This is a genomic window from Halomonas sp. THAF12, assembly GCF_009363675.1.
Classification (GTDB): Bacteria; Pseudomonadota; Gammaproteobacteria; order Pseudomonadales; family Halomonadaceae; genus Halomonas; species Halomonas smyrnensis.
Genome location: NZ_CP045399.1, coordinates 2,209,818 through 2,229,178, shown reverse-complemented (window position 1 = coordinate 2,229,178; position 19,361 = coordinate 2,209,818). Strand labels below are relative to the sequence as shown.

General features: G+C 68.9%; 19 protein-coding genes. 8 read left to right on the top strand and 11 right to left on the bottom strand.

The window, feature by feature from the left end; genetic code table 11:
• Positions 1 to 18: 18 nt before the first annotated feature.
• Both FIU88_RS10190 and argF read right to left on the bottom strand, forming a co-directional pair.
• The gene (locus FIU88_RS10190; RefSeq protein ID WP_152479144.1) at positions 19 to 321 is read right to left on the bottom strand and encodes a hypothetical protein; all 303 of its coding nucleotides are present in this window, start codon (positions 319 to 321) and stop codon (positions 19 to 21) included.
• Positions 322 to 676: 355 nt separating this feature from the next.
• Positions 677 to 1,597 carry an ornithine carbamoyltransferase gene (gene argF / locus FIU88_RS10185; RefSeq protein WP_152479143.1) on the bottom strand — a complete coding sequence of 307 codons (921 nt, stop codon included), beginning with the start codon at positions 1,595 to 1,597 and terminating at the stop codon, positions 677 to 679.
• A gap of 155 nt (positions 1,598 to 1,752) precedes the next feature.
• Between argF and FIU88_RS10180 the strand changes: the two genes are divergently transcribed.
• Positions 1,753 to 2,094: a Grx4 family monothiol glutaredoxin gene (locus FIU88_RS10180; RefSeq protein WP_016855581.1), complete on the top strand. Its 342-nt coding sequence runs from the start codon at positions 1,753 to 1,755 to the stop codon at positions 2,092 to 2,094.
• Positions 2,095 to 2,246: 152 nt separating this feature from the next.
• Here FIU88_RS10180 and rnt read toward each other — a convergent pair whose 3' ends face one another.
• Positions 2,247 to 2,912 (bottom strand): ribonuclease T, encoded by a 666-nt coding sequence (gene rnt / locus FIU88_RS10175; RefSeq protein WP_016855580.1) that lies wholly within the window; start codon positions 2,910 to 2,912, stop codon positions 2,247 to 2,249.
• A gap of 148 nt (positions 2,913 to 3,060) precedes the next feature.
• Here rnt and FIU88_RS10170 point away from each other — a divergent pair, with 148 nt between their 5' ends.
• From FIU88_RS10170 to FIU88_RS10160, 3 genes are all read left to right on the top strand, one after another.
• The gene (locus FIU88_RS10170; protein WP_152479142.1) at positions 3,061 to 4,281 is read left to right on the top strand and encodes an argininosuccinate synthase; all 1,221 of its coding nucleotides are present in this window, start codon (positions 3,061 to 3,063) and stop codon (positions 4,279 to 4,281) included.
• Between the two features lie 50 nt (positions 4,282 to 4,331).
• Positions 4,332 to 4,634, top strand: a complete 303-nt coding sequence (locus FIU88_RS10165; RefSeq protein WP_152479141.1) for an HlyU family transcriptional regulator — start codon at positions 4,332 to 4,334, stop codon at positions 4,632 to 4,634.
• Between the two features lie 168 nt (positions 4,635 to 4,802).
• A complete protein-coding gene (locus tag FIU88_RS10160) occupies positions 4,803 to 5,933 on the top strand; it encodes a DUF294 nucleotidyltransferase-like domain-containing protein (protein ID WP_152479140.1) in 1,131 nt (376 codons plus the stop codon).
• Here FIU88_RS10160 and FIU88_RS10155 read toward each other — a convergent pair.
• The 4 genes from FIU88_RS10155 to FIU88_RS10140 are packed head-to-tail and all read right to left on the bottom strand — an operon-like array spanning position 5,893 to position 11,298.
• Positions 5,893 to 8,667, bottom strand: coding sequence for a sensor histidine kinase (locus FIU88_RS10155; protein WP_152479139.1), 2,775 nt, complete (start codon positions 8,665 to 8,667; stop codon positions 5,893 to 5,895). The genes FIU88_RS10160 and FIU88_RS10155 overlap by 41 nt on opposite strands.
• A complete protein-coding gene (locus tag FIU88_RS10150; RefSeq protein WP_152479138.1) occupies positions 8,664 to 8,852 on the bottom strand; it encodes a hypothetical protein in 189 nt (62 codons plus the stop codon). Before FIU88_RS10150 ends, FIU88_RS10155 begins: the two co-directional genes overlap by 4 nt.
• The gene (locus FIU88_RS10145) at positions 8,849 to 10,915 is read right to left on the bottom strand and encodes a 3'-5' exonuclease (protein WP_152479137.1); all 2,067 of its coding nucleotides are present in this window, start codon (positions 10,913 to 10,915) and stop codon (positions 8,849 to 8,851) included. Before FIU88_RS10145 ends, FIU88_RS10150 begins: the two co-directional genes overlap by 4 nt.
• Positions 10,912 to 11,298, bottom strand: coding sequence for a response regulator transcription factor (locus FIU88_RS10140; RefSeq protein ID WP_152479136.1), 387 nt, complete (start codon positions 11,296 to 11,298; stop codon positions 10,912 to 10,914). The genes FIU88_RS10145 and FIU88_RS10140 overlap by 4 nt, the downstream gene beginning before the upstream one ends.
• A 142-nt stretch (positions 11,299 to 11,440) precedes the next feature.
• Between FIU88_RS10140 and FIU88_RS10135 the strand changes: the two genes are divergently transcribed.
• From FIU88_RS10135 to FIU88_RS10120, 4 genes are all read left to right on the top strand, one after another.
• On the top strand, positions 11,441 to 12,118 hold the full coding sequence (locus tag FIU88_RS10135; protein ID WP_152479135.1) for a glutathione S-transferase family protein: 678 nt from the start codon (positions 11,441 to 11,443) through the stop codon (positions 12,116 to 12,118).
• Between the two features lie 165 nt (positions 12,119 to 12,283).
• A complete protein-coding gene (locus FIU88_RS10130; RefSeq protein WP_253742494.1) occupies positions 12,284 to 13,219 on the top strand; it encodes a sulfurtransferase in 936 nt (311 codons plus the stop codon).
• 64 nt (positions 13,220 to 13,283) lie between these two features.
• Positions 13,284 to 14,492, top strand: coding sequence for a YeeE/YedE family protein (locus tag FIU88_RS10125; protein ID WP_253742492.1), 1,209 nt, complete (start codon positions 13,284 to 13,286; stop codon positions 14,490 to 14,492).
• A gap of 15 nt (positions 14,493 to 14,507) precedes the next feature.
• On the top strand, positions 14,508 to 14,702 hold the full coding sequence (locus FIU88_RS10120; protein WP_152479134.1) for a hypothetical protein: 195 nt from the start codon (positions 14,508 to 14,510) through the stop codon (positions 14,700 to 14,702).
• A gap of 68 nt (positions 14,703 to 14,770) precedes the next feature.
• On the opposite strand, the gene FIU88_RS10115 is transcribed toward FIU88_RS10120, so the two are convergent.
• Genes FIU88_RS10115 through metG form a run of 4 tightly spaced genes read right to left on the bottom strand, consistent with a single transcriptional unit; the run spans position 14,771 to position 19,322 of the window.
• Entirely contained in the window at positions 14,771 to 15,538 is a 768-nt protein-coding gene (locus FIU88_RS10115; protein WP_152479133.1) for a YdcF family protein, read from the bottom strand.
• Between the two features lie 55 nt (positions 15,539 to 15,593).
• A complete protein-coding gene (nth, locus tag FIU88_RS10110; protein WP_016855567.1) occupies positions 15,594 to 16,229 on the bottom strand; it encodes an endonuclease III in 636 nt (211 codons plus the stop codon).
• Between the two features lie 17 nt (positions 16,230 to 16,246).
• Positions 16,247 to 17,278, bottom strand: coding sequence for an RnfABCDGE type electron transport complex subunit B (locus FIU88_RS10105; RefSeq protein WP_152479132.1), 1,032 nt, complete (start codon positions 17,276 to 17,278; stop codon positions 16,247 to 16,249).
• A 7-nt stretch (positions 17,279 to 17,285) separates the two neighbouring features.
• Complete coding sequence (gene metG / locus FIU88_RS10100) at positions 17,286 to 19,322, bottom strand: methionine--tRNA ligase (RefSeq protein ID WP_152479131.1); 2,037 nt, start codon at positions 19,320 to 19,322, stop codon at positions 17,286 to 17,288.
• Between the last annotated feature and the right edge of the window lie 39 nt (positions 19,323 to 19,361).

Genomic DNA, 19,361 nt, shown 5'->3' with positions numbered 1-19,361 from the left:
AAGGGAAGGGCACCGAGATCAGGCGATATCGGCGGCGCCCTCGCCAAACATCTCGAACAGCAGCTCGCGGCCCAGGTCGGTGAGCACGAAGCGACGCTGGGCGTTGAAGGTGGCGGCCTCGCTGCGCTCGAGGGTGCGCTGATGGCTCGGCCAGTCGGGCTCGGCTTCGGCCAGCGCGTTCAGGCTGCGGTGGTCGAGGCCACGATGCGGGCTGGAGACGATTTCCAGGACGTGGCCCTGGCGATAGAGCAGGACGGCCATGTTGCAGAGGCACTGGCGGAGGCTGCGCTGGGGGATGGTGTCGGCGGAGAGCGTCGTCATGGAAGGGCAGGCTGTATCGTGGAGTCGAATGTTGTGGAGAACTATACCGGCGAGAGAGTGTTAGACCAAGGTCTAAGCCTGTTGCCGAGACGCCGACGACAGGTTGAAGAGCCCCGTGCGCCATGGGCGAGGCGCTCCGCTGCGAACGGCTAGCACTGACCTGCAAGCGGAGCAGAAAGTGAGAGCGCCGCAGTATGGCGGGGGCTATGGGGATGTATACATGCGTCTGCTCGGCGGGTTGGCCGGTTGTGCCGGATAGGCCGGGCGGAGGTTGCGATGGCTTGGGGGATGGGAGCCTGAACGACGACGCCCCGGCATGGCCGGGGCGTCGTGAGCGCGGGGAGAGCGGTGTCGATCAGTTCTCGACGCGGCCCAGCAGCAGGAACTCGATCAGCGCCTTCTGGGCATGCAGGCGGTTGCCGGCTTCCTGCCAGACCACGGCACGCGGGTCGTCGAGCAGGGTCTCGCTGATCTCCTCGCCGCGGTGGGCCGGCAGGCAGTGCAGGAACAGCACGTCGTCGGCGGCGCGGTCGAGCATGGCCTCGCTGACCTGGAAGCCGGCGAAGTCGGCCTCGCGCTTGGCCTGCTCTTCTTCCTGGCCCATGGAGGCCCAGACGTCGGTGGTGACCAGATCGGCGCCTTCCACGGCGGCCATCGGGTCGCGGTGGATGCTCACCCGATCGCCGGCGGCGTCGAGGATGTCCTGACGCGGCTCGTAGCCTTCGGGGCAGACCACGCGAAGGTCGAACTCGAACTGGCGAGCGGCGTTGATCCAGGAGTGACACATGTTGTTGCCGTCGCCGATCCATACCGCCGTGCGGCCGCGCACGCTGCCGCGCAGCTCGGTCCAGGTCATGACGTCGGCCAGCAGCTGGCACGGGTGGTAATCATCGGTCAGCGCGTTGATCACCGGTACGTCGCTGGCGCCGGCGAACTCCTCGAGGCCCTCGTGGGAGAAGGTGCGGATCATCACCGCATCGACCATCTCCGAGAGCACGCGGGCGGTGTCGCCGATCGGCTCGCCGCGGCCCAGCTGAGTGTCGCGCGGCGACAGGAACAGGGCGTGGCCGCCGAACTGGGCCATGGCGGTCTCGAACGACACCCGCGTGCGCGTCGACGACTTCTCGAAGATCATCGCCAGGGTGCGGTTGGCGAACGGGGTGTAGGTTGGGCCGTGGGTCTTCAGGCCGTTCTTGATCGTGATGCCGCGCTGAATCAGGTAGCGCAGCTCTTCCGGACTCAGGTCGAGCAGGGTCAGGAAATGGCGGGTGGCCATGGCGTCACTCCACGGGAAAAAACGACCATCCTAGCCAGCCGGCGGGGGATGCGCAACGCGGCTGGCATCCGTACAATGTCGGCATCGAAGGCCCACCTGCGCACTCGGGTATTATCCTTGGCGCGGCGGCCACCACCGATCCAGAGGGAATGCAGATGAGTACCACCGTCGAGAACATCCAGCGCCAGATCAGCGAAAACCCGATCCTGATCTACATGAAGGGCACCCCCCAGCTGCCGCAGTGCGGCTTCTCGGCCCAGACCGTTCAGGCCCTGATGGCCTGCGGCGAGCGCTTCGCCTTCGTCAACGTGCTGGACAACCCGGACATCCGCGCCGAGCTGCCCAAGGTCGCCAACTGGCCGACCTTCCCGCAGCTGTGGGTCGAGGGCGAGCTGGTCGGCGGCTGCGACATCGTCGTCGAGATGTACCAGAACGGCGAGCTTGAGCCGCTGATCAAGGAAACCGCCGCCAAGCATCAGGACGACGCCGAGCAGTAAGCGCCGAGCGACAAGCGCCGAGCCACAAGAAACCCCCGAAGGCTGAACACCTTCGGGGGTTTCTTTTTCTCTTTAGGCAATTTTCAAGCTGCTGATTTGCAGCTTGCAGCTTGCAGCTTGCAGCTTGCAGCTTGCAGCTTGCAGCTTGCCGCTTACGGCTCTTCGATGCCCTGTTCGCGCTGGGCCAGCTGCCAGCCACCCAGGTCCTTGTAGCGGTTGACCATGGCGCAGAACAGCTCGGCGGTGCGTTCGGTGTCGTAGCGCGCCGAGTGGGCTTCGCTGTTGTCGAACTCGATGCCGGCGGCGCGGCAGGCGCGGGCCAGCACGGTCTGGCCGTAGACCAGGCCGGCCAGCGAGGCGGTGTCGAAGCTCGAGAAGGGGTGGAAGGGATTGCGCTTGACCCCGCAGCGCTCCACCGCGGCGTTCAGGAAGCCGTGGTCGAAGGCGGCGTTGTGGCCCACCAGCACGGCGCGGGTGCAGCCGCTGGCCTTGATCGCCTTGCGCACCGGCCGGAAGATCTCGCCCAGCGCCTCGGACTCGCTGACCGCCACCTGCTGGCGCAGCGGGTCGTCGAGGCGGATGCCGGTGAAGTCCAGGGCGGACTGCTCGACGTTGGCCCCCTCGAAGGGATTGACGTGATAGGCATAGGTGGCGTCGGGCATCAGGTTGCCCTCGGGGTCCATGGTCAGGGTCACGGCGGCGATCTCCAGGATTGCGTCGCCTTGGGCATTGAAGCCGCCGGTTTCCAGGTCCACCACCACGGGCAGGAAACTGCGGAAGCGTTGTGCCATGAGTTCGCGGGCGGCCACCTCGCTCATGCACCTCTCCTTGACTTGGGGTCGGGTTGTCTCGAAACGCGGCAGTCTAGCAGTTTCACCGCGATGCGTCCCGCCGCGCCGGTATTCGCGCCAGGCTCGTCGCGCTATAATCGCCCCTCTACACCGAATAGCTAAAAGGAGCCTCAGCATGTCCGATGTCAAGAAGGTCGTGCTTGCCTATTCCGGCGGCCTGGACACGTCCGTCATCGTCAAGTGGTTGCAGGAAACCTACGACTGCGAAGTGGTGACCTTCACCGCCGACATCGGTCAGGGCGAGGAAGTCGAGCCGGCTCGTGCCAAGGCGGAGGCACTGGGCGTCAAGGAAATCTACATCGAGGACCTGCGCGAGGAATTCGCCCGCGACTACGTCTATCCGATGTTCCGCGCCAACACCATCTATGAAGGCGAGTACCTGCTCGGTACCTCCATCGCGCGCCCGCTGATCGCCAAGCGCCTGATCGAGATCGCCAACCAGACCGGCGCCGACGCCATCTCCCACGGCGCCACCGGCAAGGGCAACGATCAGGTACGCTTCGAGCTCGGTGCCTACGCGCTGAAGCCGGGCGTCAAGGTGATCGCCCCGTGGCGCGAGTGGGATCTCAACTCCCGCGAAAAGCTGATGGCCTACTGCCAGCAGCACGACATCCCGGTCGACTTCACCAGCCAGAAGAAGAAGTCGCCGTACTCCATGGATGCCAACCTGCTGCACATCTCCTATGAGGGCGGCAACCTCGAGGATCCCTGGACCGAGGCCGAGGAAGACATGTGGCGCTGGAGCGTCTCCCCCGAGGCCGCCCCGGACACCCCGACCTACGTCGAGCTGACCTACGAGAACGGCGACATCGTGGCCATCGACGGCGAACCGATGCGTCCCCACGAGGTCATCTCCAGGCTCAACCAGCTGGGCGGCGACAACGGCATCGGCCGTCTCGACATCGTCGAGAACCGCTACGTGGGCATGAAGTCCCGCGGCTGCTACGAGACCCCGGGGGGCACCATCATGCTGCGCGCCCACCGCGCCATCGAGTCGCTGACCCTGGACCGCGAGGAAGCCCACCTCAAGGACCAGCTGATGCCGAAGTACGCCGAGGTGATCTACAACGGCTACTGGTGGAGCCCGGAGCGTCGTGCCCTGCAGGCCGCCATCGACGAGACCCAGAAGAACGTCTCCGGCGTGGTGCGCATGAAGCTCTACAAGGGCAACGCCACCGTGGCCGGCCGCAAGTCCGACGCCTCGCTGTTCGATGAGTCCATCGCCACCTTCGAGGACGACGCCGGCGCCTACGATCAGAAGGATGCCGAAGGCTTCATCAAGCTCAACGCGCTGCGTCTGCGCATTGCGGCGGGTAAGGGTCGTCAGCAGGACTGATCCAGAAAGCGCCGACGATCGGGTCGGCGTTTTTGATCCAGGAGGCTTCGATGCTGAAGAAACTGCTATCCGGTCTGTTCGGCCAGGGAGAGACGACGCCTGCCGCCGCGCCAGAGGGCGAGCCGGTGTCCTATCAGGGCTACCTGATCGTGCCTCAGTCCGAGGAGATGGGCGGCCAGTATCGTGTCAGCGGCTGGATCCGCAAGCCCGGCGGCGAAGGCGAGGAGATGCTCGAGCATCGCTTCGAGCGCTCCGACGTGGTGCCCGGGCGCGAGGCCTGCGATGCGCTGATGGTCAGCAAGGCCGAGCGGATGATCGACGAGCTGGGCGACGCCCTGTTCGACGATCGCTGAGCCGATCTCCGGTCCGGCCACAGGCTTCCGAGCGACGGCGCCCCCCCCCAGGGGCGCCGTCTTTTTTTGGTCGGGCATCCGGACAGGGCACCGGATGACTGTTCCCGGTCAATCGGAAAGCACGAGGCGCTTGCTACGCTGGAGGCGATTCCCCCATCGAGAGATGTCATGCATCTGCTTCACCGTCCCTCTGCATGGCGCTCGCTGTTTGCCGACGACATCGTGCCCGATGTCGGACGGCTGCCGGCGCTGCTCGCGCCGCTGGCCGAGGCCATCGAGCGTCTGGGGCCGACGCCGGGCCTGGCCGAGGCGCATGCCTGGCAGCGGTATCTGGTGGAGGCGCTGGTGCGCCTCGATCTGCCCGCCTGGCGCATCAGCCAGCTGATCAGCGACCACAATGATGCGCTCTATCGTCGGGCCATCGAGGCCTCACTCGACGCCATGCAGGAGCAGGGCTGGGGCGCGCCGCCGGTGGCGTTCTGCGTGATGACGCTGGGGTCGGCGGCGCGCCATGAGAGCCTGCTGGTGCCGGACCAGGACAATGCCATGATCATCGCCGACTATCCGGACGCCCGTCATACCGAGGTCGATGGCTACTTTCAGGCGCTGGGCGAGCGCTTCACCGCGCGTCTCGACGCCGCCGGCATCCCGCTCTGTCCGGGGCACGTCATGGCGCGCTGGCCGATGTGGCGCAAGCGCCTTTCGGAGTGGCGGGCCCAGCTGGCCATCTGGACCGCCGAGCGGCGGGTCAAGCGCGTGCAGCAGGCCAATATCCTGCTCGATGCTTCACCGGTGTACGGCGATGCCACGCTGGCGAGCGGGCTGATCGATGGGGTGATGCGTCACGTGCCCGTGGCCGGACTGTTTCTCGACGAGATGGCGGCGCTGTTGAACGAGTGTCCGGTGGCGCTCGATCGCTTCGGGCGACTGGCCGGCGGGGGCGAGGGGGCACCGGCCGAGTCGGCGCTGGATCTCAAGCATCGTGGACTGTTGCCGCTGGTCGGCGCCGTGCGCCTGCTGAGCGTGCGACATCGGGTGCGGGCGATGGCCACCCGCGAACGTCTGGCCGCGCTGGTGCTGGCGGGGGCGCTGGACGCGTCGCATGCGGCCGAACTGCGTCGGGCGCTGGAGCGGTTGCAGGCGCTGATGCTGACGGCTCAGCGGGATGCCCTGCGTCAGGGCCGCGCCGCCGATGGCTGGATCGACCTCGACGCGCTCGGCGAGGATCGGCGCCTGCTGCTGCGCCATGACCTGGCCCTCATTCGGCGGCTGGTGAAGCGGGCACAGGCGTCGAGCTAGCCGAATCGCCGGGGGCCGCCGGCAGCTCCATCACCAGACAGGCGCCGCCCAGCGTCGGGGCGTCTTCCACCCACAGCCGGCCGCCGAGATGGGCGACGATACCGCGCGAGATCGGCAGGCCCAGCCCGCTGCCCCGGGGGCGGGCGCGGGGCGCGCCGTCGTCCTGGTGCTGGATCTGATGGAACTTCTCGAACACCCGCTCGCGCTCGGCCTCGGCGATGCCGGGGCCGTTGTCTTCCACGGCCAGCCGAAAGCCGCGCTTGTGGCGGGTCAGCGTCAGTCGCACGCGCGGGGACGCGCCGTCGGCGAACTTGCCGGCGTTGTCGAGCAGATTGATGACCACCTGTTCCAGCCGGTCGGGGTCGCCGATCACCGGCGCGGCATCCACCTCGAGGGCCACCTCCAGCGTGATGCCGCGTTCCTCCAGGGGGCGCTGCACCGCCTCGACGCCGTGTCGGGCCAGCTCGGCGAGATCGAGCCGCTCGGGATGCAGCGTCAGGCGGCCGCTCTCTAGCCGGGCCAGGTCGAGAATCTCCTCGATCAGTCGAGACAGCCGCTGGCTCTCGCGCACCACCACCTCGAGGAAGTGCTCGCGCTTGTCGTCGGGCAGGTCGCGATGATCGCGCAGGATCTCGGCGAAGGCACGGATCGAGGTCAAGGGCGTCCTCAGCTCGTGGCTGACCATGGCCACGAACTCGTCCTTGAGGCGGTCGAGTTCGCGCAGCCGTTCATTGGCCTCGCGCAGCGCCTCGCCGGCGCGCTCGAGCTCGCGGGACTTCTGCTCGAGGCGGCGGTTCATCTCCAGCGTCTCGGAGGTGGTATCGAGCACGCTCAGCAGCGCCGGCAGGTCGAGGGCTTCTCCGCGCACCACCGAGTCGATCAGCACCCGGGCCGAGGCGCTGCCCAGCGCCCCGGCCAGCGCCCGTTCGCCCCGCGCCACCAGCGCCGGCGACGCGGGGTGCCGGTCGTTCTGATCGGGTTCCTCGGCGAAGACTCTGGCGGTGGTGGCCGCGCCCAGATAGCGGTCGAGCAGGGCGCGTAGCTCGCCGCGCGGCGTGTGGCCGGCATGCCCCAGCGAGGCCTGGTCGAGGCGCGGATGCAGCGCCTCGGTGAACAGCGCGGCCTGGGTCTGTTCCAGCGCCGATGGCCGCGTAAACAGCGAGACGCCGACCAGCAGGCCGACATTGGCCACCAGGCTCCACAGCAGCGCATGGGTGTAGATATCCCAGCCTTCCAGGCCGAACAGCGCATAGGGCCGGAGCCAGGCGATGCCGAACGGGCCGTCGGTGAGGAAACCGGCGTCGAGCCAGCCGGACTGGGCGAAGCCCGGGATCAGCAGCGTCCAGGCCCAGACGATGAAGCCGGCCGTGAGGCCGAGTCCGGCGCCGAGCCGATTGGCGCCGCGCCAGTAGAGGCCGATCAGCAGCGCCGGGGTGAACTGGGCCGCCGCGGCGAAGGACACCAGGCCGATGGTGACCAGGCTGTAGGCGTCCCCTACCAGCGCATGGTAGCCGTAGCCCAGCAGCAGGATGGCCAGTATCGCCAGACGCCGCACGCCGAGCATCCAGCCGGCCAGCGCGCCCTGGCCGCCGCGGGGCAGCAGCCGGACGCGCAGCAGCAGCGGCATCACCAGCTGGTTGCTGACCATAGTGGACAGCGCGATGGTCTCGACGATCATCATGCCCGTGGCCGCCGACAGGCCGCCGATGAAGACCAGCAGCGGCAGCCCCTCGGCGCCGGTGGCCAGCGGCAGCGTTAGCACGAAGCTGTCCGGATCGCCCCCGGCATCGCCCAGCAGGCCGGCCAGGGCGATGGGCAGCACGAACAGGTTGATCGCCAGCAGATACAGCGGAAACAGCCAGGCCGCCCGGATGATGTGTCGCTCGTCGACGTTCTCGACCACCATCACCTGGAACTGGCGTGGCAGGCCGAGGAAGGCCAAAAAGGCCAGGGCGAGGGTGCCTACCCAGCCCAGGGCGCCGCCCGGTACCGCGGCCAGGCCCAGCACCCCGAGCAGGTCCGGGGTCTCGGCGACCCGGGTGAACAGCTCGCCGGGGCCGCGGTAGAGCACGAAAACCGTGAACGCGCCGACCGCCAGGAAGGCCGCCAGCTTGACCAGCGACTCGAAGGCGATGGCGGCGACCATGCCCTCGTGGCGTTCGCTGGCGTCCAGGTGGCGGGTGCCGAACAGGATGATGAACACCGCCAGCACCAGCGCCACCCAGAACGACTTATCGGCCCAGAAGGCGGTGGTCTCCAGGGCCTCGCCGGCCGTCCCGGGGTAGTCGACCAGTACCGCGTGACTCAGCGTGATGGCCTTGAGCTGCAGGGCGATGTAGGGCGTGATGCCGATCAGGGCGATCAGCGCCACCAGGGCGCCCAGCCCGGTACTCTTGCCGTAGCGGGCGCTGATGAAATCGGCGATCGACGTGAGGCGCTGGGCGCGGGCGATGCGCACCATCTTGCGCGTCACGAAGGGGGCCAGCAGCATGGCCAGCGTCGGGCCGAGATAGATCAGCAGGAAGCTGGGGCCGGTCTCGGCGGCGCGCCCGACGCTGCCGTAGAAGGTCCAGGCGGTGCAGTAGACGGCGATCGACAGCGCGTAGATGGTGGGGGAGCCGATGATCGATCGGCCTCGTGCGGCGCGCCGGTCGCCCCAGGCGGCGATCAGGAACAGCAGGGCCAGGTAGCCGAAGGCCACGGCCAGCACGGTCCACTCGCCGCGCAGGCTCATTCCCGGCGCCCGCCTTCCAGCAGCCAGGCGGCCAGCCCGATCACAGCGGCCCAGACCAGGAAGACATACAGCGTCAGGGCGCCGGGCCCCAGGCGCTCGGTGACCAGCAGCAGCGGCGGCGTGAACAGCAGCGTCGCCAGGACGATCAGGGCGACCAGGCGCTCCTTGCGGCGTGGCGTCATCATGAGGCGCTGGCGTCCTCCCGGTCGAAGGCGCTCGCCTGCAGGGCCAGTACCGCCGCCAGGGTGTCGATGCCCCGGGCCTCGAGGCGCGGCAGCAGGGCCAGCCACAGCTCGGCGGTGACCCGGGCATCCCCCAGCGCGGTGTGGCGGCTGCCCGGCGGGAAGGCGAGTCCGTAGCGTTCGGCCAGGGAATCCAGGTCATGGCCGTCGAGGCTGGGGTCCAGGCCGCGGGAGATCAGCAGGCTGTCCAGCACAGGCATGTCGAGGGAGACGCCGCCGTCCGATGGCTGCAGGGCCAGCAGGTCGAAGGCGGCGTTGTGGGCCAGCAGCACGGCGTCGCCGACGTAGTCGCGAAAGCGCGGCAGGGCGACGGCGGCGGGCGGGGCGCCGGTGACGTCGGCGTCGGTGAGCCCATGGATGGCGGTGCTGGCCGGCGGAATCGGCCGGCCGGGATCGATGAGCAGGTCGAAGGTCTCGCTGGCCAGCAGCCGGGCGTTGACGATGCGGCAGGCCCCGATGCTGATCACCCGGTCGCCGCGGCGCAGCTCCAGGCCGGTGGTCTCGGTATCGCAGGCCACGATCTCCAGCGCCCGCAGCGGCCGGGCGGCGAGCTCGGCGTCCGGCGGTGGCAGCTCGGCGATGCCGAAGTCATGAAACTCGGGGCGTGGCGGGGGAGCCGGACGAGGGGCGCCCACTCGCTCCAGCGCCGGCAGGGGCAGCCGCAGGCGGGCGTGAGCGCCGTCTTCATCGGCCAGGCTCCAGGCGTCGCTGGCATGCTGGCGGAGCACCTCGCCCAGGGTCGGGGCCAGCGGCAGGGCCTCGAGGCGTTCGCCTCGCCAGGCCGACAGCTCGCGTTCGCTGAGCGCTGCTCCCTGCCAGCACAGGTCGAGGTAGGCGCGCTGGTTGCCCAGGCAGACCTCGCCGTCGAAGCGGGTCTCGCCGGTGCGCTCGGCCAGCCGGGTCAGCAGCCTGTGCAGGGCCTCGAGCAGCACCGGGGCATCGCCCTTGAGCCAGGCCGGCATGCCGATGGGCGTGAGGGTCGGGCCGCCGGCAGGCAGGCGTTCGACGAGGCCGGCCCAGAGATCGTTGGACCACAGTGGGGACAGGCGCTCGGCCTGGCACTGCTGGGCATCGAGCGTCTCACCCAGCCGCTCCAGGCCTTCGGCCAGCCCGCGTCCTTCCTCCTCGACCACCCCCGACAGGCGCCGGCGCAGGGCGTCGTTATCGGTGCCCGACAGGTGCCCCAGGGCATCGGCGGCGCTGGTCAGGCCGGCGCCATGGCGGCGCAGGGCGGGCAGCAGCTCGGCCAGGGCCGCACCGGCGCCCAGCTCGTTGTGCCAGCTGGCCGTGGCATCCACCAGCGTCAGCAGGGTCTCGCCCTGGCTCTCGGGGATCCGTCTGAGGGTCGCGCGCAGCCAGCGCTCGCCGCAGGGGACCAGCACGTCCCTGGGCGTCGCGTCCTCGGGCAGCTGGCGCAGGGCCTCTTGCAGGCTGGCGGCGGGCAGCAGGGTGTCGAGTCGCTTGCCGAGCCCCAGGCCGGGGGCATCGGCGAACAGGGCCTCGGCGGCGGGGTTGAACAGCAGGAGCCGGCGATGGCGATCGCAGAGCAGTAGCGGCGTGTCCAGCACCTGCAGCAGGGCCTCGAGCTCCTGGCGAATGCGGGCGGCGCTGCGCGCCCCTTCGGCGCGGGCGTTGCCCAGCCGGGCACGATCGTCGCGCCAGGCCTCGCGGATGCGCACCAGGTCGGGCCCCAGGCCGCGCAGCCAGCCCTCCGGGGGATAGTCGTCTACGGCATCGGGGTTGGCCACCAGGCGTGCCAGCTGCACCTGCAGATGCCGCAGCGGCATGAACAGCCGCCGTTCGAGGATCAGGCCGACCAGGAAGATGGTGCCGCCGCCGGAGAAGCTGCCGGCCCACAGGGCCCCGCGGGCCAGGCCCTCGGGGGCCAGCAGGCCGTCGAGCCACAGGGCGAAGAGTGCGCCGCCCAACAGGCTCACGCCGCTGAGCAGCAGCCACAGCCCGATCAGGGTCTGGCGGCGAGGCGGACCGGGACGGCGGCGGGTCATGGTTCGCCCTCCCGTCCGGCGTCGCCGAGCAGCCTCTTGACGCGCTCGACCAGCTCGCGGGTCGAGAAGGGTTTGGTGATGTAGTCGTCGGCGCCCAGGGCCAGGCCCTTCTCGCGTTCCACCTCACGCCCGTGAGCGGTGAGCATGATGATCGGGAGGCGTGCGACGTCGGGATCGGCGCGCAGCCGTTCCAGCACGTCGAAGCCGCCGATGCCCGGCAGGCTGATGTCGAGCAGCATCAGATCCGGTCGCGTCTCGGACACGCGGGCCAGAGCCGTCTCGCCGTCCTCCGCGGTCACCACCTCGAAGCCGGCCTGCTGCATCAGAAACTCCAGCGACAGGACGATATTGGGCTCGTCGTCCACTACCAGCACCTTGCGCATGCCGTCCTCCCCGTGACGCCCGTTGCACGACGCATTAAATCCCTGTTTCTCCAAGTCTAGAGAGGGCTTGGGAGGTGGCAAAGACGACCTTGGGCCAAGCCCGTTACACTGGCGACTCACGAAAAGACAGGGAGAGCGTCTCATGATTCGCGTACATCATCTGGAGAACTCGCGTTCCCAGCGCGTGCTGTGGCTGCTGGAGGAGCTGGGTGTCGAGTATGAGCTGGTCGTTTATCGGCGTGATCCCGAGACCATGCTGGCCCCGGCCTCGTTGAAAGAGGTGCATCCGCTGGGCAAGTCGCCGGTGATCACCGATGAGGCGCGGGGTGGGCGGGCCATCGCCGAGTCCGGGGCGATCATCGAATACCTGCTCGAGCATCACGATGCCGACGGCCGGTTGGCGCCGCCCGTCGGCAGCGATGAGCGCGAGCGTTATCGCTTCTGGCTGCACCACGCCGAGGGGTCGGCGATGCCGCCGCTGGTGATGCGGCTGGTGTTCTCGCGCCTCGGCAAGCCGCCGGTGCCGGCCCTGGTGCGGCCGCTGGGGCGGCAGTTCGCCAAGGGCGTGGAGCAGAACTTCCTGGGGCCGCGCATCACCGAGCTGCGCGACTTCTGGGAGGCCGAGCTCGAGGGCGCGACCTGGTTCGCCGGAGAGGCCTTCTCGGCGGCGGACATCCAGATGAGCTTCCCGGTGCTGGCGCTCGAGGGGCGCGGCGGGCTCGAGTCGGCGCCCCGGCTGCAGGACTTCCTGGCCCGCTGCCGCGAGCGGCCGGGGTATCGAAAGGCGATCGAGCGCGGCGGGGAGTTTTCGCTGGGCTGATACCCCACCGGGTGAGGGGCGTAATAACTTTATGCACTTAAATAATTCTGATTGATGCGTTTGGCGTATATTGCAGTGGTGACGCCGACCCGGATAATGGGGGTCTTTATTCCGACGACAGAGGTCAGGTATATGTGGAAACCCCTTCTGACAGGCGCTGGATTGATGATGGCGGCTTCCTCGGCGCTGGCCGCCGATGTCTCGCCGCTGGTGGAGGCCGACTGGCTAAGCGATCGCCTCGACGATGACGATCTGGTGGTGCTCGACGTGCGCTCCGGCATCGACGGCGGCGGCGATCGTGGCACCTTCGAGGCGGCGCATATTCCTGGCAGCGTGTACAGCAGCTACACCGATGACGGCTGGCGCGAGTCCCGCGACGGCGTGACCGGCCTGTTGCCGCCCTTTTCCAGCCTCGAGCGCCTGATCGGCGGTCTCGGCATCGACAATGACGACACCGTGGTGGTCGTGCCTGCCGGTACCGGTGCCACGGACTTCGGCAGCGCGGCCCGGGTCTACTGGACCTTCAAGGTGCTGGGGCACGAGGAGGTCGCGATCCTCGACGGTGGCTTCGCCGGCTGGCAGGCCCAGGGCATGGACGTGGCCAGCGGCGCGCCGGAGCGCGGTGAATTCGCCGACTTCGAGGGCGAGCTGCAGCCTGAGCTGATCGCGACGACCGAGGACGTGCAGGCCGCCCGCGAGGCGGGGCAGGCCCAGCTGGTCGACGCCCGCCCCGAGGACTATTTCCGCGGCGAGAACCAGTCGCCTGCGGCCAAGGTCCCGGGCACCATTCCCGGCGCGCTCAACCTGCCTCAGCAGACGCTGCTGGTCGAGCGTCAGCAGGCCTGGTACCTCGACCAGGAGGTGCTGCAGTCGCGCGTCGAGGCGGCGGGCATCGAGGCCGGCAAGCCGACGGTATCGTTCTGCAACACCGGGCACTGGGCGGCGACCGACTGGTTCGTGCTCAGCGAGGTGATGGGGCTAGACGACGTGGCCCTCTACGACGGCTCGATGGCCGAGTGGTCGCAGGATGACGGTCGCCCGGTCACGGTGGCCAAGCGCGGCCTCGGCAAGGTGCTCGAGTTCTTCGGCGTCGAGGACTGAGGCGCGATCGTGCCTCCGGAGGCCGTGTGCCCGGGAGGCTTTTTTTGAGAAGAGCGAAGACACGATGACTCAAGCGAATACCATGGCCCCGGCGGCGATCCGACCGGGGCCCGATCGTTTTGTGGTGGGGCTGGCGCTGGCCGGCCTGGTGGTGCTGGGCGGGCTGGTGTGGCTTGAGACGGCACCGTTTCTGCTGGCGCTGTTCGCCATCGGCGCCGTGCTGGGCGTGGCCCTGTATCACGGTGCCTTCGGCTTCACCGCCGGCTGGCGCAATCTGGTGACCAAGAAGCGCGGCGCCGGGATGCGTGCCCAGCTGTTGCTGTTCGCCCTGGCCGCGCTGATCATGATCCCGATCCTGGGCAGCGGCCGCGACGACGTGATCGGCGCGGTGGCGCCGGTGGGGACCTCACTGGTGGTGGGCTCCTTCCTCTTCGGCATCGGCATGCAGCTGGGCGGGGGCTGTGGCTCCGGCACTCTGTTTACTGTCGGTGCCGGCAACCTGCGGATGATGGTGACGCTGCTGTTCTTCATCGTCGGCGCGGTACTCGGCTCCATCCATCTGCCCTGGTGGCTCGATCTGCCGGCGGTGGATCCGATCAGCCTGATCGACTGGGTCGGCGTGCCGGGAGCGATTGCCGTCCAGTGGCTGGGCCTCGGCGCCGTGGCGCTGTGGGTCAACCGCATCGAGCGGCGGGCGCATGGCGACCTGGAGCGCACCGAGCTGCGCCTGCGGCCGATCGAGGGCAGCATGGCGAAGGCCCTTTTCACCGGCCGCTGGCCGTTCCTGTGGGCGATCATCGTGCTGGCCGTCGGCAACGCGCTGACGCTGGTGATCGGCGGCTCGCCCTGGGGCATCACCTTCGCCTTCAACCTGTGGGGCGCCAAGGCGTTGCAGGGGCTCGGGGTGGACATGGGGCAGTTCGAGTTCTGGAACTGGGCCTATCCCGCCCAGGCGCTGGCCGACTCGGTGCTGGTCAACATCCCCTCGGTGATGAACTTCGGGCTGCTGCTGGGCGCGATGCTGGCCGCGGGCATGGCCCGCCGCTTCAACGAGGCCAGCCGACAGACGCCTCGGGGGCGGCCCTTCCTGGCGGCGGTGGTGGGTGGCCTGCTGCTGGGCTATGGCGCGCGGCTGGGGTTCGGCTGCAACATCGGCGCGCTATTCTCCGGCCTGGCCTCGGCCAGCGTGCACGCCTGGGTCTGGTTCGCCTGCGCCTTCGCCGGCTCGCTGATCGGCGTTCGCCTGCGGCCCTGGTTCCGCCTGCCCAACTGATCGAAGGAAGACGCCATGACCGCTGCTTACCAACGTCACCGCATCGTCGGCATCCTGCTGGCCATCCTGATGCTGATCTTGGTCGATCACCTGAATAGCCCCACCTTCGCCTTCAACATGGGGGATGGGCGGGCTCAGTCTGCGCTGGTGCAGCGTGACGCCAGTGCCTGTGCGCCGTGTGGGGCGCCGTGTCCGTCGACGCGAGATTAGGCAAGACCGTCGACGAGCCCTGGCTCTCAGGAGGAACAACGCCGCGGCCGAGCCGCGGCGTTGTCGTGTCAGGGCGGCAACAGGGTGGCTTTCAGCCATTGCGCACCGCGCCCCAGCCATTCATGCAGGGCGCGGGTGCTCTGATGCAGGTGATAGGCGCTGGGCCGCCAGGCCAGGGGGCCATCGGGAGGAGGGCTGGCGAACTCGGTGGGGGCCGGCGTGACGGCAAGGCCCGCGCGCTCGAACTCGGCCGTGGCGCGCGGGAGATGCCAGGCCTGGGACACCAGCGCCACATGGTCGATGCCTTCGGCGCTGAGCATCTCGGCGCTTCGCCGCGCGTTGTCCGCCGTATTGGCGCTGTCGCCTTCCCGCCAGCGGACCGGGACGTCGAACACCTCACGCAGGGCGGCGGCCATCAGGCTGGCCTCGGCGCTGTGTTCGTCATGGACCCGACCGCCGCTGACCAGGATCGGCAGGTCGCTCTGACGATGCAGCCAGGCGCCGTAGGCCAGGCGTCGCCAGCTGGCGTTGGCGGGGGCATCGCCCCAGCCGAATTCGGGGGCGTCATGGTCACGGCCGCCGCCGAGAATCACGATGGCGCTTGCTCGCTCCCCCTGGGCGCCGTCCATGAGGGCGCCGGCGGCGAGCGGCGGGGGTTCCAGCCCCTGGCGCAGGGCGTGACTGGCCGTCGGGGTGGCGAGCACGACCAGGCTGCCCAGGCCCAGCGCGACCATCGCCCCGCCGATCACCTGCAGGCGCATCCATAGCAGGCCCCCGATCAGGATCAGCCAGGCGTTGAGCAGCGGGGGCAACAGCAGCGATTGGAGCAGGGCCATCCAGCGTCTCCCTGGCCGGTCATGTCCGGCGCGTTGGGCGGTGGGTGAAGAGCGCCTACAGGTCCACCTTGTCCGGGAATTCGCACAGATCCTCGATCACGCAGCTGCCGCAGCGCGGCTTGCGCGCCACGCAGGTGTAGCGACCGTGCAGGATCAGCCAGTGGTGGGCGTCCTGGCGGAATTCCCTGGGAACGTGGCGAAGCAGCTTCTGCTCCACCTCGACCACGTCCTTGCCCTTGGCGATGCCGGTGCGGTTGGAGACCCGGAAGATATGGGTGTCCACGGCGATGGTCGGCTCACCGAAGGCGGTGTTGAGGATGACGTTGGCGGTCTTGCGGCCGACGCCGGGCAGCGCCTCGAGCGCCTTGCGGGTGCGCGGGACCTCGCCGCCGTGCCGATCCATCAGGATGCGGCAGGTCTTCATCAGGTTCTCGGCCTTGGTGTTGTACAGGCCGATGGTCTTGATGTGTTCCTTCAGGCCGTCCAGCCCCAGTTCGAGGATGGCGGCCGGGGTGTTGGCCACCGGAAACAGTCGGTCGGTGGCCTTGTTGACGCCCACGTCGGTGGCCTGGGCCGACATCAGCACCGCGGCGAGCAGCTCGAAGGGCGTCGACCAGTTCAGCTCGGTGGTGGGTTCGGGATTGTGCTCGCGCAGGCGAGTGAAGATCTGGTGGCGTTTCTGGGCGTTCATGGCATGGCCGCTGGGGATCAGTGGGAGGCGGGCGCGAGGGCGGCTCGCGCCTCGGCGAGCATGTGCTCGGCGCGCTCGATCTGCTCGTGGGCGGCGGCGATGGCCTCGTCGTCGCGCTGGCGTTCGGCATGAGCCAGCTGCTTGCGGGCGCGACGCCTGGCCTGTTCGGCGGCATTGACGGCGAAGCGACGCTGACGCTCGGCCTGCCGGGCGCTCTTGTCCGCATCGTCGTTCGATGCTTGGGGGCCGTCGGCCCCCGCGAGCTGGCGATCGACGTCGGCCAGGCGCTCGCGAAGCTCCGCATCGCGACGCTCGAGCTCGTCGCGCTTGTCGGGCGCGAGATCGCTCGCCTGGCGCTGGCGATCCAGTCGCTTGAGGCTGGCGACCAGGCTGACCCGACTGGCGCGCAGGGCACTGGACGAGGCCGCCGGCGCCTGGGGCGGTGCCGCCGTGGGCGCCTGTGGCTGTGCCTGATGGGACGACCGGGCCGGCGCGGCCTGCCTGGCGCTGCGCTGGCGACGACGCTCACGCCGGGCGTCTTCCTCGCGGACGAGACGCGCGTTGCGCGCCTCGAAGCGGCGACGGCCGCGCTCGGCGCGTCGGGCCAGGTAGGCGTCCTGCTCGGCCTCGCTGTCGGCGGCCTGCCAGTCCGGATGCGGCAGCAGGTCGATGCAGTCGACCGGGCAGGGGGCCACGCAGAGTTCGCAGCCGGTGCATTCGGCCTCGATCACCGTGTGCATGTGCTTGGCGGCGCCGAGGATGGCGTCCACCGGGCAGGCCTGAATGCACTTGGTGCAGCCGATGCACTCGGCCTCGCGAATCCGCGCCACCAGCGGCGACTGGGCGGGCTGCTCCAGCGGCACCTCGGCGCGGCCGGTCAGTTCGGCCAGTCGCACCACGGTGGCCTGGCCGCCGGGCGGACAGCGGTTGATCGCCTCGCCTTCCGCGATGGCCTCGGCGTAGGGACGGCAGCCGTCGTGGCCGCACTTGCCGCACTGGGTCTGCGGCAAGGCGGCGTCGACGGCCTCGATCAGGGCGGGCTGCGTCATGCCCGGATCAGCTCACGCGCTGGCCGGGCTGGGCGCCGGAGTGAGGCTCCAGCAGGTAGATGCCGTCGTCGTCGCCGGCGGCCAGTACCATGCCTTCGGAGACGCCGAAGCGCATCTTGCGCGGCGCGAGGTTGGCGACCATCACCGTCAGGTGGCCCTCCAGGGCCTCCGGGGCGTAGGCCTTGCGGATGCCGGCGAAGACGTTGCGGGTCTCGCCGCCCAGGTCCAGGGTCAGCTGCAGCAGCTTGTCGGCGCCCTCGACGTATTCCGCCTTGGCGATGCGCGCGATGCGCAGGTCGACCTTGGCGAAGTCGCCGAAGTCGATCGTCTCGGCGATGGGGGTGTCGGCCAGCGGACCCTTGGGGGTTTCCTTGAGCTTCTGTTCTTCCACCAGATCCTCCTTGGACGCTTCGATCATGGCGTCGATGCGGTCACGTTCGACCCGGGTCATCAGCGGCTTGAACTTGGCGATCTCATGATCGACCAGCAGTTCCTGCCGGCTGTCCCAGTCCAGGGAATCGAGCTTCAGGAAGGCGCGGGCGCCTTCGGCCATCTCGGGCAGCACCGGGGCCAGGTAGACCATCAGCTGGCGGAACAGGTTGATGCCCACCGAGCAGATATCGAGCACTTCCTGCTCGCGGCCCTCCTGCTTGGCCAGCACCCAGGGCTCGGCCTCGGCGATGTAGGTGTTGGCCTCGTCGGCGAGCTCCATCACCTTGCGCATGGCGCGGCCGAACTCGCGGGCCTCGAAGGACTCGGCGATCTCGTCGCCGGCGGCGACGAAGCGGGCGACGCGCTGGGGCTCGGCGCAGTGGGCCGAGAGCTTGCCGCCGCCGAGCTTCTTGACGAAGCCGGCGCAGCGGCTGGCGATGTTGACGACCTTGCCGACCAGGTCAGAGTTCACGCGCTGGGCGAAGTCCTCGAGGTTGAGGTCCAGGTCATCGACGCCGGCGGTCAGCTTGGCGGCGAAGTAGTAGCGCAGGTACTCGGGGTTCAGGTGCTCGGCATAGGTCGCGGCCTTGATGAAGGTGCCGCGCGACTTGGACATCTTGGCGCCATTGACGGTGACGAAGCCGTGGCAGTTCACCGCGGTCGGCGTGCGCATGCCGGCGCCGTGCAGCATGGCCGGCCAGAACAGGGCGTGGAAGTAGACGATGTCCTTGCCGATGAAGTGATAGATCTCGGCGTCGGAGTCCTCGCGCCAGTAGGCGTCGAAGTCGAGGCCCTCGCGCTCGCAGAGGTTCTTGAAGCTGGCCAGGTAGCCGATCGGGGCATCCAGCCAGACATAGAAGTACTTGCCCGGGGCATCGGGGATCTCGAAGCCGAAGTAGGGCGCGTCGCGGGAGATGTCCCACTCGTTGAAGCCTGACTCGAACCACTCCATCAGCTTGTTGCGGATCTGCGGCTGGACGTGGTCGTCGTTGATCCAGCCCTGCAGGAAGGCCGCGAAGTCGGGCAGCTTGAAGAAGTAGTGCGTGGAGCTGCGGACTTCCGGGGTGGCGCCGGAGATCGCCGAGACCGGGTCGATCAGTTCGGCCGGGGTGTAGGTGGCACCGCAGGCCTCGCAGTTGTCGCCGTACTGATCCTCGGCCTTGCACTTCGGGCAGGTGCCCTTGATGAAGCGGTCGGCCAGGAACAGGCCCTTTTCCGGATCGTACATCTGCTCGATGTCGCGGGTGGCGATGTGGCCCTGGTCGCGCAGGCGAGTGTAGATCAGCTCGCTGAAGTGGCGATTTTCCTCGGAGTGGGTCGAGTGATAGTTGTCGAACGCGACCCCGAAGCGCGAGAAGTCGGCCTGATGCTCCTGGCTGACGCGATCGATCAGCGTCTGGGAGGTGATGCCCTCCTGCTCGGCGCGCAGCATGATGGCGGTACCGTGGGCATCGTCGGCGCAGACGTAGTGGCAGTCATGGCCGCGACTCTTCTGGAAGCGCACCCAGATGTCGGTCTGGATGTATTCCAGCAGGTGGCCCAGGTGGATGGCGCCGTTGGCGTAGGGCAGGGCGCTGGTGACCAGGATCTTGCGCGGGGCGGTGTTCGACATGGTGGCTCAGAGGTTCCCGTAGACGTGGAGCACGGCGGC